Source organism: Sinorhizobium sp. CB7, assembly GCF_041357635.1.
Classification (GTDB): Bacteria; Pseudomonadota; Alphaproteobacteria; order Rhizobiales; family Rhizobiaceae; genus Rhizobium.
Window position 1 is genome coordinate 21769 of sequence record NZ_JAULLL010000019.1, and the last position, 13275, is coordinate 35043.

The window sequence follows — 13275 nt, forward strand, 5'->3', positions numbered from 1 at the left end:
GGCGAAATGAACATGTCACGCGTCCTTTCGATTCTAAGGGACCGAAAACTGACCGTTCTTGCTTGCTTAGTCCTCAGCCTTGCGGTCTGCGCAATCGGCTATTTCAACACGAAGCCTCGATACAAGGCGGAGGCGATCCTGGCTTTGGATGTCAGAAAGCTTCAGGCTCTTCCCATCGAAGCCGTCGTGTCTCCGCTACCTCAGGAAAGTCCGGTTCTGCGTACCGAGCTCGACATCATCGGATCGCGCACAATGGCTGAGCGTGTGGCAAGCCGAATGGAAGATCTTGGCATCGGAGTGGAGAGTTCAACGGAGGGCAGCATCAGGCAAAGCCCAACTGCCTCCGCGCAAGCTGCCGATGCTTCGGAAAAGAGTGCAGAAAACGAAGCTCTGGTAGAGCAGCTGATGAGCAACGTCCGCGTCGCGAATGATGGCCGCTCTTACACGATCTACATCTCCTTTACCGCCGACGATCCCAATTTCGCAGCGGTGGCGGCAAATGCCTATGGCGAAGCCTATATCGAGTACCAGATCGATCTTCAGACATCGGCAACCCGGCGCGTAAGTGATTGGCTCGGCGAAAAGCTGGTTGATCTGCGAACCAAACTGGAAGAATCCGAGCGCCTTGCAACCGATTTTCGTGAGAGAGCCGGTATCGTCAGCACCGACGGTACTACCCTTCAGTCACAACAGATAGCCGGATTGAACAATGAACTGACTGCACTCCGCGCCAGGGCGGCGGCCGCCGAAGCGCGTCTGTCAACCGCCATCGATGTGCAGCGCAATGGTACCGATCTGGAGCTTTCCGAGGTTCTTTCTTCGCCGATGATCCAGCAGCTTCGGGGCGAGGAGGCGCGCATCAAACGCACCATTGCCGAACTTGATGAGAGCGGCGCCATGAAGAATGTCCAGCTCCCACAATTGAAGTCGCAACTTGTTTCACTTCAAACGCAGATTGGCACTGAGGTTTCCCGCATTATCGAAAGCCTGCGGAACGAAATCGAAGTTAACCGAAGGCAACAGGCGGGCCTGGAGGAAAGCATCAAAGAGACGCGCGCGTCAATGGCGACCTACAGCCAGACACTTGTGCATGCCGATCAACTTGATCGCGAAGCCAGCGCCAATCGCGCCATATATGAAAGCTATCTTACACGCTATAAACAGACCATCGAACAGGATGGCATCGCGACGGCCGAGGCCCGCATGATTTCGCGAGCGACACCATCGTCGCGGCCAACCAGCCCAAATCCTTACCTGTGGTTAGTGGCCGGCATCGCCTTCGGCCTTACCGCTGGTATCGCCGCTGCCTTCCTCCGGCATCTTACGGAACGGAAAGTGCGCTCGGCGGATACCTTGGAGGCAAGAACCGGCCTTTCTGTCATTACGAAGGTGCCGCGCGGTAAGTTGCAGTACAATACCAATGCTTCAATTCTGGTTCATGATCAGAGCTCTTCTCTCGGCCGGGCAATGGCCGAGATTCAATCGCAGCTGCGATTGTTCGCGGATGCCAAGGCCACGCGTGCAAGGGCGGCGCGCGCAATTGCTATAGCGTCCGTTTCCGGCAGCAGAAGCAAATCCCATATCGTCGCAAATCTTGCACGGCTAGTCGGTGCGACGGGATTGAAAACGATAGTCATCGAAGCGAATCTGCGAAATCCGACACTCGCCGAAGAGTTTGGGTTGAGCTCCGCGGCGCACCTCGAGCAGGTCGTCATGCAAGAGATTCCCTTTGACGACGCGATCCAACGCGACCCGAGCTCGATCGTCGACGTTATCCCGGCTCAAAGCAGCAATGCACCGGAATCGGTCCTGGCCAACCAAAGATTTGCTCTTTTGATCCAGGAAATGAAGCGGCGCTATGATCTGGTGCTGATCGATATGCCTTGTGCTTCCAATGGTTTCGATCTGATGCGGATCGCTTCCTTCTGCGACGACGTCGTTCTTGTCGTCCGACCGAAATTCACCAGAGTCTTCGATCTGGAGGCATGCATCAAGAAGCTGCGGGCGGCAAATCGCAGCATCGCTGGCATCGTTTTCGACAGCGCTTATCGCCCAAAGGGGGCTATGGACAAAAAAACGGGAGCGCCCCCACACCAACTATATCTCGGCGGAATGCGCCGCCGAAAGCGGCGCGGCGATCAAGCGCAACCCATTGCAGCAAGCCTATGAAACGGGAGCGTAAGGTGTTTTCTGTAGCACGCAGCCATCGTCAGTTCAGGTCGTCCGCATCCCCGATATGCATCATTGCAACGCTGGCAGTCCTCCTGTCCCCAGCTTCAGTGACGGCGCAAGCTCAACAATACAGGGTAGCATCGGGCGATGTGCTGTCGGTTTCCGTTTACGGCGACCCAAATCTGACCGGTCTTTTTCCTGTGAGTACCGATGGCACGATCGGCTATCCGGTTCTTGGCAATTTAGACGTCGTCGATAAGACGACCGCCGAGATTGGTGCTGCAATCAGCGCATCGTTACGGGAACATATTCCCAATCTCTCTGTTGCGGTTTCCGTTAAGGAATATGCGCCGATTTTTATCATCGGCGACATTCAAAACCCCGGCAAATACGAGTTCCGGCCTGGAATGATCGCGCTGGAAGCTTTCGCCCTCGGCGGTGGATTGCGTCAGTCAGACCGGGCACTAGACGCCTCCGGGGTTCAACTGGTGGCGGCCCAGCAGGAGTATGACGATGCCGCGCTCCAACTGTTATCGCAGGATATCAAGCGCGTGCGGTTGGAAGCGGAAATCAACGGCAAACCGTTCGAATATGATGCAAATGCTACCGGCACCGGCGTACGCGATGCCGCCACGATCCAAAGCATGATTGCCGCAGAGCGCAGCCTTTTCGAACTGCGCCTTTCCACAATGGAAAGCGATAGAAGGAATATGGAAGCGCAGCGCGAGAATTATCAGGAAGAGATCGAGATGCTCGAAAAGAGCGCGGCGATGAGAAACGAGCAATTCAACCTTGTGCAACTCGATGTCAATGCATCACAAGGCCTTGTCTCCCGGGGGGCGGCTTCCGAAGCCACGTTGCGCGACAGAAAGCGCGATTTGCTGGCGATGAACCAGCAGCTTCTCGAATCGGGATCCTTTCTCGCGCGCGCCCGGCAAAATAAAAATGAGGTCGAGCGCAGGATTCGGGAACTCGATGACCAAAGAAAGAATGAGGCCGCCGTCGAATTGAGAAACATCACCCTCGATATGATCCGACTGAAGAAGAAGATGTCCGCGATCGTCCAAACCATGGCCGAAATCGGCGCCGCAGCACAGCGTGTCAGCAGTCTCGAGCAAACCGTGAAGACCAGATTTTCGGTCGTTCGCATGGTTGATGGCAACTACCAGGAAGTGCCTCTGGAGGAACATGCGGAGGTCAAGGCGGGTGATATCGTTCGCGTTCAACTGGTTCCGGCAGTGCAAGCAATCGCAAGCCGAAGCATAAACAACAATTAGAGCCGGAAATGATTTCAGGTCGAAAGGATCTGAAATATGAATTCGTCTCCGACCAAAAAACTAATGTAATGCATGTCGCAAAAGTGTGCAGCGGTTTTTGCGGCAACGACATGCATGAAAACAATGAGCTAAAGCATGTCGCGTGAATATCCCTTTTCGGCATGCCGCTCTTGGCGCGGATCAATTGTCGGCACTCAGCTCAAGGCTGTGGAACATTTTAGCGCATCCAATGGGATGCGCTTTCGAAATCAAGCAACTTCAGAGATATCCTTGAAGCTCCGCTGCCAATTGGCATAAACACCGACAATGCCCGCTTCGAGTTCTGTACTTGGCCGCCATCCCAATGACCTGATGTACGAACTATCGAGAAGCTTGCGTGGCGTTCCATCGGGCATTTCGGTGTTGAATACAATGCGTCCTTCATAGCCAACAACCTTTGCGACCATCAAGGCCAGGTCACGGATGGATATCTCGCTGCCGGATCCAACGTTGACTATCCTTGACCCCGCATATCTGACCATCAGATAAACGCATGCGTCCGCAAGATCGTCGACATGAAGGAATTCGCGCAGCGGCGTTCCTGTCCCCCAAACCTCGGCGGTCTTTGTGCCATGAACCTTTGCGTCATGGATTTTTCTGATCAGAGCAGGAAGAACGTGCGACGTTTCGAGATCGAAATTGTCATTCGGGCCGTATAGGTTGGTCGGCATTGCCGAGATCGCCTGCAGGCCATATTGTCTTGCGCATGCCTCGGCTAGTTTAAGCCCAGCGATTTTCGCGATCGCGTAAGGCTCGTTGGTGGGCTCCAGGCTCCCAGTCAACAGCGAGTCCTCCGTGATCGGCTGACCGGCGAATTTCGGGTAAATGCAACTCGATCCCAGCCATAAGAGCTTTTCAACCTTGATATCGGCCGCGGTCTTGATGACGTTCATCGCGATCATCGTATTTATGTAAAGGAAATCGACCGGGTATTGCGAATTGGCTTTAATGCCGCCGGCTAACGCGGCGGCCACGAAGATTGCCTCCGGACGGTTCTGCCGCATCCAGTTCTCGGTTTCGCTCTGGCGGGTGAGGTCAAGCTCACGATGTGACGCTGTCAGGATTTCACAGTCTTCCCGCTGCAACCGCCTCACAAGTGCGGAGCCGACCATTCCAGCGTGACCGGCGACCCAGACGCGCTTACCGCGGAGATTGTACGTCGGACGGTTCGCCTCAGCCATAAAAGTCATTTCGGCCCTCTTCCTTCATAATTGTTCTGAGATCCGCTTGCACCATTTCGGAAACGAGATCATCGAATGAAATCGAATGTTGCCAATTCAGTTTCGCCCTTGCCTTTTCCGGATTCCCCAAGAGGATATCGACCTCTGTCGGCCGGAAATACACGGGGTCGATCTCGATGATGGGATCGCCGCTCTTGCGGTCGAAACCAACCTCATCGACGCCGTCGCCTTCCCATTCGATGCTTCTGTCCACAACCTTGAAGGCGCGCTCGACGAACTCACGCACGGTATGCGCCTCGCCCGTTGCCAGCACATAGTCATCCGGCGTCTGCTGCTGCAGGATACGCCACATGCCATCGACATAGTCGCGTGCATGTCCCCAGTCGCGCTTGGCGTTGAGATTGCCGAGCCGCAGTTTCTTCTGCAATCCGCGCTCGATCGCGGCCACTCCGCGCGTGATCTTGCGGGTGACGAAGGTTTCACCGCGTACAGGGCTTTCATGGTTGAAGAGGATGCCGTTGGAAGCATGAATGCCGTAGGCCTCGCGGTAATTCACGGTGATCCAGTACGCATAGAGCTTTGCGGCCGCATAGGGGCTACGGGGGTAGAACGGCGTTCCCTCATGCTGAGGCGTTTCGCCTAGCCCGCCAAAAAGCTCGGACGTGGAAGCCTGGTAAAATCTGCAGGTCTTTTCGAGCTTCAGTATCCGGATGGCCTCGAGCAGACGCAGCACGCCGACAGCATCGGCATTGGCGGTGTATTCAGGCGTTTCGAAGCTGACCTTCACATGGCTTTGGGCGCCGAGATTGTATATCTCGTCCGGTTGGACGTCCTGTATGACACGGCACAGGTTGGTGCCATCCGTAAGGTCACCAAAATGCAAATGGAAGCGAGAGCTGTGTTCGTAGCGATCGTGATAGAGATGATCGACGCGCCCCGTATTGAACGACGATGAGCGTCTCTTGAGACCGTGCACACGATAGCCCTTGGAGAGAAGCAACTCACTCAGATAGGCACCATCCTGCCCGGTGACACCAATAATTAACGCAACTTTCTCGGTCATCGATAGTCCCCTCTTCCGTCCACGCCTTGTCTTTAGCCTTTGCTCACGATGAGTATAAAAGTCACCGGAGCAGTGGCACTTTGCCAAAAAGGTGTAGATGCACGCCGGCCAACTCCCCTAGCGGGATGCGGTATTGCCAAAGGGACTCCGAAAGTCGCAGACATCCCGCATAAGGGGTAGCAAAGCCTATATTCGGCTCACCGCTCTATCGCATTTGGGGAACTTGCGAGCATTGCCCCGCCTGCCAGAATGAGCAGCATCCGGTCGTCGGCCACCATGCCGGACTTTACTCTCGCCGAAGCAGCCAAGGCAGCAGTATGAGAATTATTTTCGCTAATCGCTACTTCTACCCAGACCAGTCGGCGACCAGTCGGATGGTGTCCTCCATAGCCTTCGCCCTGGCGCAACGCGGCTTCGAAGTCGTCGCCCTCGCCGGTCGAAGTCTGCACAACAGAAAGGACGTGCTTCTGCCTGAGGAGGAAACGATATCGGGGGTCAGGGTCTGCCGCCTGACCACATCCCGGTTCGGTAGGCAATCCGTTGTCGGCAGGTCAATCGACTATCTTTCCTTTCACGTGCTTGCACTCTGGTGGTTCCTGCGAAACACCTCCAAGAACGATGTCGCCGTCATATGTACGGATCCGCCGTTCCTGTCGGTCAGCTGTGCCATTGCGCTGAAGCTGCGGAGGGCTCGGATGGTCAACTGGATCATGGATCTGTTTCCGGAGACCGCGATCGAACTTGGATATCTGAAGAATCATCGGTCCTTCGGGAGGCTCGCAAGAGCCATTCGAGACCGGTCGATCAGGAAGTCCGCGCTCATCATCTGCCCCACGAAGACTATGGCGGACTACATGATCGGGCAGGCCCTGCCGAAGGAAAGAATCGCCGTCCAGTACCACTGGTCCAACGAGGATGAGATTTATCCCGTGGATCCGGAGCAAAACCGCCTTCGCCAGGAATGGGACCTCAGGGATGATTTCGTCGTCGGCTATTCGGGCAATTTCGGCAGAGCACACGAATTCACGACGATTATCGAAACCGCCTCACTCCTTAGGGATCGCAAGGATATCCGCTTCCTTCTGATCGGCAGCGGTCATCAGCATGCCGCGGTTCAGGAAGCGGTAAGGGAACGTAAGCTGGAAAATGTCATCTTCAAGCCGCTGCAACCGGCTGAACGTCTGGCCGAAAGTCTCAGCGCCGCCGATGTCCATCTCGTTTCTCTGTTACCGCAACTCGAGCACTGCATCATACCAAGCAAGCTTTACGGCATCCTTGCCGCGGGTAGACCGACGATCTTCATCGGTGACCGGGATGGGGAAGTCGCCCGCATAGTGGCTTCAGGGTCATGCGGAGAAACGGTCGCGATTGGAGATGCCGAAAAACTAGCCCTCACCATCCGGGAGCTGCAAGAGTCCCCCGCCCGTCGCTCGGAGATGGGCAAGGCTGCACGACATTTGATCGGCACCGCCTACTCCCGCCGAGCTGCGATAGAAAGCTGGTGTGCGCTCATCGAGCGGCTGAAGCCAATATCGGCGCCTTATCGCGATGAGATCCAGAGGCAGTTTTCATGAGTGGAAAAGTCATTGTCAGCCAGCTCGGCGCCCGCATGCATTATGCAGTGCCAGCCATATTCGCATCCCGGGATCGCCTCGCGCATTTCTATACGGACATATGCGCAACGAAGAGCTGGTCTCGCCTCGCCACGGCTTTGCCCACCACTCTTACGCCGGCGGCCCTTCGGCGCTTCGCCGGACGGCAGCCGAAGAATGTTCCATCGAATCTGATTACGATCTTTCCCGTCTTCGGCATCCGGTCAGCTTTACGTCGGATGCGCGGAAAGGATGTCGTCGACGATACGTCGCACGCTCTGTGGGCGGGCGCTCATTTCTCCCGTCTGGTTGCCCGCAACGGTTTCCACGGCGCCGAAGGGATTTATGCCTTCAGCGGCGATGCACTCGAACAGATAAAGGCTGCCAAGCAGCGGGGATTGTGGGCCGCAGTGGAACAGATGATCGCCCCGCGCGACCTGGTCGAACAACTGGTAAAGGAAGAAGCCGAATCCTTTCCCGATTGGGCAGGTCCGCTACCGGTCAATTCGTTCGCCCGCATCTTTGCTGACCGTGAGAAAGCGGAATGGGATGTAGCGGATTTGATCATATGCCCGTCCGAATTCGTACGCAAACACGTCGTTGCGGCTGGAGGTGACGAAAGCCGTTGCATCGTTGTTCCCTATGGGGTCAACGCGAGATCGCCGGCCAGTCGGCCACCGCGCTCGCCAGGCCCGCTGCGGGTGCTTACTGCTGGCCAAATCGGTCTACGAAAGGGTTCTCCTTACGTCGTCGAAGCTGCCCGGCTTCTTGGCGGAGCGGCAAGGTTCCGCATGGTCGGTCCATGCAATCTCCCTGAGGCGATCAAGAAGAAACTGGCGCTGTCTGTCGATCCTGCCGGCATCATTCCACGCGCTGCCATGGCCGAGGAATACCGATGGGCCGACGTCTTCTTGCTGCCTTCGATCTGCGAGGGGTCGGCAACCGTCGTCTACGAGGCGCTCGCCGCCGGTCTGCCAGTCGTCACAACCGAAAATACCGGAAGCGTCGTGCGTGACGGCGTGGAAGGCTTCGTTGTTCCCCTTCGCGACAGCCAAGCGATAGCGGAAGCAATCGAAAGGCTGGCAGTGGATGACCAATTGCGAGCCGAAATGTCTGTGAATGCTCTCCGACGAGCAGCTGAGTTCACCGTTGAGAAATATGGCGAACGCCTGCTCGCTGCAATCGACACCCTTCCTCGCGTCATTGTCGGGAGCGTTCGACAAGGAAATGCGGATCATGCGCAGTACCAGATCGCAACGTGGTCGGGCGCGCATTCCGCATCGTGAGCGACTTGCAGGCGGTGACGACTACGCCGGCCGATAAGGACGTATGTTGTTGCTGTCAGCTCGGCAAGGACGCCAGGATGTTTTCGGAGATCTGTCGCAGCATGAAGATAGTTCACGTCATTTCTACGATAGATCCGGCAGGCGGAGGACCACAGACCGTGGTCGTCCGAATGGCCGCAGCACAATGCGCGCTGGGTCATGAGGTCCACATCGTTAGCTATGCCGGGCCAGACAGTCGGGACAGGGCCTTTCGTGCCGCGGCGAATATACCCGATTTCGAAAAAATCCGGTGGCATTTGCTGCCGGACCCAGATCGCCTTGAGCGCATTGCCTGCATTAAAGGGTCAAGGCTAATCAATCGAATTCTGCCTTCCGCCGATTTCATTCACCTTCATGGGGTATGGGAGTCCCTCCTGTTCAGATCGGCATCGGCAGCAAGAAAGGCAGGCGTGCCTTATTGCGTGCGGCCGGCTGGAATGCTCGACTCGTGGAGCCTGCAGCAAAAGGCGTGGAAAAAGCGGTTGGCGCTGTCTCTTGGCTATCGCGGCATGCTTGAAGACGCCAAGTTCATTCAGGCGCTGAATGCCGACGAAGCACAATTGATGCGGCCGCTTTCGCTGGCTACACCAACGATCGTTATTCCCAACGGGGTCTTTCCTGAGGAATTCGAGCAAGGTTCCGATGCGGTGTCTTTCCGCAAGCAGATCAACATGCCGAACGATCGACGCTTTGTGCTCTTTCTTTCCCGCCTCCACTTCAAGAAGGGCCTGGATCTTCTTGCCAAGGCGTTTCAGATGGTTTCCGCCGAATGCCCGGATGTCGATCTGGTGGTTGCGGGACCGGATGACGGAGCGCGCGAAGAATTTCTGGCGCTCGTGCGCACCCTGGGTATTGAGGAGCGCGTCTGGTTGACCGGACCGATCTATGGGGCAGCCAAGCTTCAGGCCTTCTCGGCAACCGCCTGCTTTTGTCTTCCGAGCAGACAGGAAGGATTCAGCCTTGCAATTACCGAAGCGCTCGCCTGCAGTGTGCCGGTTGTCATAAGTGATGCGTGTCACTTTCCGGAAGTGGATTCGGCTCAAGCTGGTATTGTAACGTCGCTGGCCCCTGCGGCGATTGCTAAGGCGCTGGTAGCCGTGTTGAAGAACGGTCCCATGGCCAACAAAATGGGCGAAAATGGCCGGCGACTCGTGATGGAGAACTTCACCTGGCCGGTCATTGCAGGAAAGACCATAAACAGCTACCGCTCGTTTGCGTAGCAGGCGGCTGCAGCCGGATTGCGTCGACCGACCGGCTTGGCCGGATTGCCCACATAGACGGTCCAGGCGTCGAGCGATTTAGCCGCGACACCTCTCGCTCCCAGAACGGCTCCCTCCCCGACCGTGACATTCGGCCCGACGAAGGCTTCGGCGGCGATCCAGCAGTTAGCCTGAAGCGTGATCGGTTTGCTGATCAACGGGAACCGGCTGTCATGGATGTCGTGAGTCCCAGTGCACAAATGCGCTCGTTGAGAAACGTTTGCGTGATCGGCAATCGTCACACGGGCGACGTTGTAGCAGATGGCGCCAGGTCCAATTGAAGCGAACTCCCCCATCTCAAGGTTTCCGGGCCACCAGATTTTGGCCCTGCCATCGATGGAGGCCGTGGAATGAACCTGGGCGCCAAAGCACCGGAGCAACCAAAGCCGCCAACGGGCCATCGGCGAAGGCGTCCACGCGGCCAGTGTGGTCCAGCAAATCGCCCACAACAGGCGCATGGCTCGAAACTTCAACGAGAAGGTAGGCCCGCCGAACCTTGGAAGAAGGATTTCGGGATCGTCGAAAGAGACATGGTCAGTGTACATGCCAGGCAGCTCCCCTCGAAACAGATGTGATCTTGGACTTGCTTTCTTCACGCCCTGCTCTCCTACGCGGTCCAATGCGCGCGAACGCCAAGAACGGTACAAGAAAAAACAGCATATGCACCCAGACCATCACGACCCAATCCGTCTGATGCGAAATCGCATGCATGGCGGGAACGATGGATAGCATGTAGACCACTTGTGCTGATGCCTCTCCCGCATTCGCCGAAACCCAAATCCGGTGCATCAAATAGGACAGGAGGAGAAATTTCAGTGCGCCGAAATACCAGAAGGACTGGAAGGCATCCGCCATTCCTGTTTCGGTAGTGCCGGTCAAGGGGTCGTAATCCCGCGCAGGAACAGGCATGGACAGCATCAGCGCGTTCTTGAAACCGCTGCCGAGCAGCTGAGCCGGCACGTAGCTGAAGATCAGCCGATTCCAGTGAAATTTGCCGTAATCGAAATCCAGCGTGCTGTCGGTGTCGTTTATTCGGAGCACGGCGTTGCGCATTTCCGGCCCGCCGTCCCTCAAAACCTGGGTGACATTGCCGACCACATCAATACTCGCTACATCGCTCCAAATCGGCGTGGCATTCGCCCGAGTGATATTGCGATAATCGCCCATGCTGGCCATGCCGACTGTTCCAAGCAGCAAAGCGGCGACCGTCAGCACACGCGAAAGCGTCCAGCCGCGGTAAAACCAGAAGGCAAGCAGGAAGATGAAGCAGAGCTCCACGGTCTCGGCTCGCTTTCCTGTTACGACGATTCGATCGAGGTAGAAGACGAGATCAAACGCGATAATAGCCAATGCCACAAATGACATGCGTCTGGCAAAGCAAAGGACCGCTACGGCGAGACCATAGCAGAGCAATCTCGAGAAAAAGACATAGATAACCGGCACGCCGGTCATTTGTACACCGACCGTGATTTCGGTCGAAAGGCGACTGAGCTTATAATAGAAATAGGCTCCAAGGATCGACAGCAAAAAGGCGATGACAAGAAGGCGCTTTTCTGAAAAGTCGTGACGAAAGAAGGAGAAGGGCTTGACGCGCGACGTGTAGCCCAACCAGCACATCAGCAGACAAAGAATGGTAAAAGCGACGGTTTTGGCGAATGCGTTTTCCGGCAGAAAGCGATCGTCTGCTAGAGCGGGAACCTGCGGCAGGAGAAAAGCGAAGGTGATAACGCCCGTCAGGAACGGAAATTGATAAAGGTTCACGCGCCGAACCATACCAACGCCCAATAGGCAGAACACGACGAGGACAAGAACGCAAGTCAACAACCAGTTCATCGCTTTTACCCAAACGTCTTCCGCCGACCGCCTATGACGGATCGGGCGCGAAGATAAACCAAGACTTGTATAAGGATAGTTTCAGATATTCCTTGGTGATCTGAAGCCCCTTATGGTCAAAGACGAGTTTCGAATACGAGATGTTTCGTTCTACAGGCCAGGAGACCCAGGCGATCTCCTTTGCAGCAAATGCGAAACTGTCGAGGGCTCGTCGGGAATGAAACCAGCTGGTGACCAGGGCGCCGCTGTGTACATTCATCGATTTCAGGAGCGGTGCAGAAAATTCTGCATTTTCCCAGGTACTGGCCGATTTGCATTCGACGCTGATCGCCCCTGCCCCAACCCCCTGGTTGATCATTGCATCCCTGATCGACAGGCAGTCTCCGCTGCCGCTGACGAGGATGCGGGGCGCAAGGCCCTGCTGCCAAAGTTCGGCGGCATGCGTCGCCCGCGGCGGTCCATCGCCCCCTAGCACAACGATGATGTCGGTTTTCTCAAGGGGATCGTGAACGACAAGAACCTCGTCCGATGCGACGAGGGCGAAGACATAGAAACCTGCAAGCAGGATTGCCATGATGCAAAGAGCTCCTGTGAGATACCAACCTCTGGAGAACTCAGTTCGCGGCGACCGTGGCCCGTTCGACAATTTCCGAACACTCGTCATACGGGCAATCCGCGCTCCCGCCGCTGCAACTCCATCGTCTTGATCACGATCATATATTCGTATGCCGCAATCAGCCGGCAGTAATGATAACCTTGGATGCCATCAAGGAAACCACCGCGCACGAAGTACATGTAGACGAATCGAGCCGTCGCGCGGAATGGGACGTGCTTTGACAATTCCTTCAGCGCGCGTCGGCGAACTTCAGCACGGGAACTTATGACCTCTCCCCAGGGAATGCGCCCGTTGCGCAGGCTCTCGGCTGTTTCGCGCGCTTCGGACGAAGAATAGCGATTGTGCTTTTCATACCAGGCCCTGAGGCCCTTGTTGAAACTGTAGTGGAAGTAGTGGGCCTTCAGCTTTCCTTCCGGCCCATCGCCGATGGGGCGGGCATGCTCTTCACGCTCGAAGCGGATGATACGGTCAGGGCGGAAAAATCGCGTCATCCAGGTTGGATAGAGGCTGCTATGCTTTATCCACCGACCCATGAACATATTCTTGTAGCGGATGCGGAAGAAGGCCTCGGGTCTTGTCGGATCAACCGCGATTGCCAGCATTTCATCGCGCAGATCAGGTGGTGTCACCTCGTCGGCATCCGGCATGAAGACCCATTTGTGCTTGTAGGTGATTTCCTTCAGCGCGAACATGCGTTGGCGGTCTTCGCTGTCATAGGCACGTTGATAGACGCGAGCGCCCGCCTCCTTGGCAATTTCGACCGTCCGATCAGTGCTGAAGGAGTCAAGGACGACGATGTCGTCGCACCAGGATAGAGATTCCAGGCATGCGGGAAGATTGATTTCCTCATTCAGCGTCAGGATGCATACAGAGATCGACACGAAACACCTCTCCGAAAAACCAAATTTCCAAACCCAT

The 13275-nt window shown here is 56.1% G+C and carries 11 protein-coding genes; 5 read left to right on the forward strand and 6 right to left on the reverse strand.

Going from position 1 to position 13275, the window contains the following annotated elements; genetic code table 11:
- The first annotated feature begins 6 nt into the window (after nt 1-6).
- Nucleotides 7-2169 (forward strand): GumC family protein, encoded by a 2163-nt coding sequence (locus AAE029_RS28365; RefSeq protein ID WP_371076257.1) that lies wholly within the window; start codon nt 7-9, stop codon nt 2167-2169.
- Nucleotides 2166-3449 carry a polysaccharide biosynthesis/export family protein gene (locus AAE029_RS28370; protein WP_371076258.1) on the forward strand — a complete coding sequence of 428 codons (1284 nt, stop codon included), beginning with the start codon at nt 2166-2168 and terminating at the stop codon, nt 3447-3449. The genes AAE029_RS28365 and AAE029_RS28370 overlap by 4 nt, the downstream gene beginning before the upstream one ends.
- Nucleotides 3450-3697: 248 nt before the next feature.
- On the opposite strand, the gene AAE029_RS28375 is transcribed toward AAE029_RS28370, so the two are convergent.
- Nucleotides 3698-4678, reverse strand: a complete 981-nt coding sequence (locus AAE029_RS28375) for a GDP-L-fucose synthase family protein (RefSeq protein WP_371076259.1) — start codon at nt 4676-4678, stop codon at nt 3698-3700.
- A complete protein-coding gene (gmd, locus tag AAE029_RS28380; protein WP_371076260.1) occupies nt 4662-5732 on the reverse strand; it encodes a GDP-mannose 4,6-dehydratase in 1071 nt (356 codons plus the stop codon). The genes AAE029_RS28375 and gmd overlap by 17 nt, the downstream gene beginning before the upstream one ends.
- Before the next feature lie 317 nt (nt 5733-6049).
- On the opposite strand from gmd, the gene AAE029_RS28385 reads away from it, so the two are divergent.
- From AAE029_RS28385 to AAE029_RS28395, 3 genes are all read left to right on the forward strand, one after another.
- On the forward strand, nt 6050-7306 hold the full coding sequence (locus AAE029_RS28385; protein WP_371076261.1) for a glycosyltransferase family 4 protein: 1257 nt from the start codon (nt 6050-6052) through the stop codon (nt 7304-7306).
- On the forward strand, nt 7303-8610 hold the full coding sequence (locus AAE029_RS28390; protein WP_371076262.1) for a glycosyltransferase family 4 protein: 1308 nt from the start codon (nt 7303-7305) through the stop codon (nt 8608-8610). Before AAE029_RS28385 ends, AAE029_RS28390 begins: the two co-directional genes overlap by 4 nt.
- Nucleotides 8611-8780: 170 nt before the next feature.
- Nucleotides 8781-9869 carry a glycosyltransferase gene (locus tag AAE029_RS28395; RefSeq protein WP_371076363.1) on the forward strand — a complete coding sequence of 363 codons (1089 nt, stop codon included), beginning with the start codon at nt 8781-8783 and terminating at the stop codon, nt 9867-9869.
- On the opposite strand, the gene AAE029_RS28400 is transcribed toward AAE029_RS28395, so the two are convergent.
- The 4 genes from AAE029_RS28400 to AAE029_RS28415 all read right to left on the reverse strand — a co-directional run bounded on the left by AAE029_RS28400 (nt 9851) and on the right by AAE029_RS28415 (nt 13238).
- Entirely contained in the window at nt 9851-10453 is a 603-nt protein-coding gene (locus AAE029_RS28400) for a putative colanic acid biosynthesis acetyltransferase (RefSeq protein WP_371076263.1), read from the reverse strand. The two genes, AAE029_RS28395 and AAE029_RS28400, sit on opposite strands and share 19 nt — an antisense overlap.
- Complete coding sequence (locus AAE029_RS28405) at nt 10443-11741, reverse strand: hypothetical protein (RefSeq protein ID WP_371076264.1); 1299 nt, start codon at nt 11739-11741, stop codon at nt 10443-10445. The genes AAE029_RS28400 and AAE029_RS28405 overlap by 11 nt, the downstream gene beginning before the upstream one ends.
- Before the next feature lie 31 nt (nt 11742-11772).
- Nucleotides 11773-12315, reverse strand: coding sequence for a YdcF family protein (locus AAE029_RS28410; protein ID WP_371076265.1), 543 nt, complete (start codon nt 12313-12315; stop codon nt 11773-11775).
- A gap of 86 nt (nt 12316-12401) precedes the next feature.
- A complete protein-coding gene (locus AAE029_RS28415; RefSeq protein WP_371076266.1) occupies nt 12402-13238 on the reverse strand; it encodes a glycosyltransferase family 2 protein in 837 nt (278 codons plus the stop codon).
- Between the last annotated feature and the right edge of the window lie 37 nt (nt 13239-13275).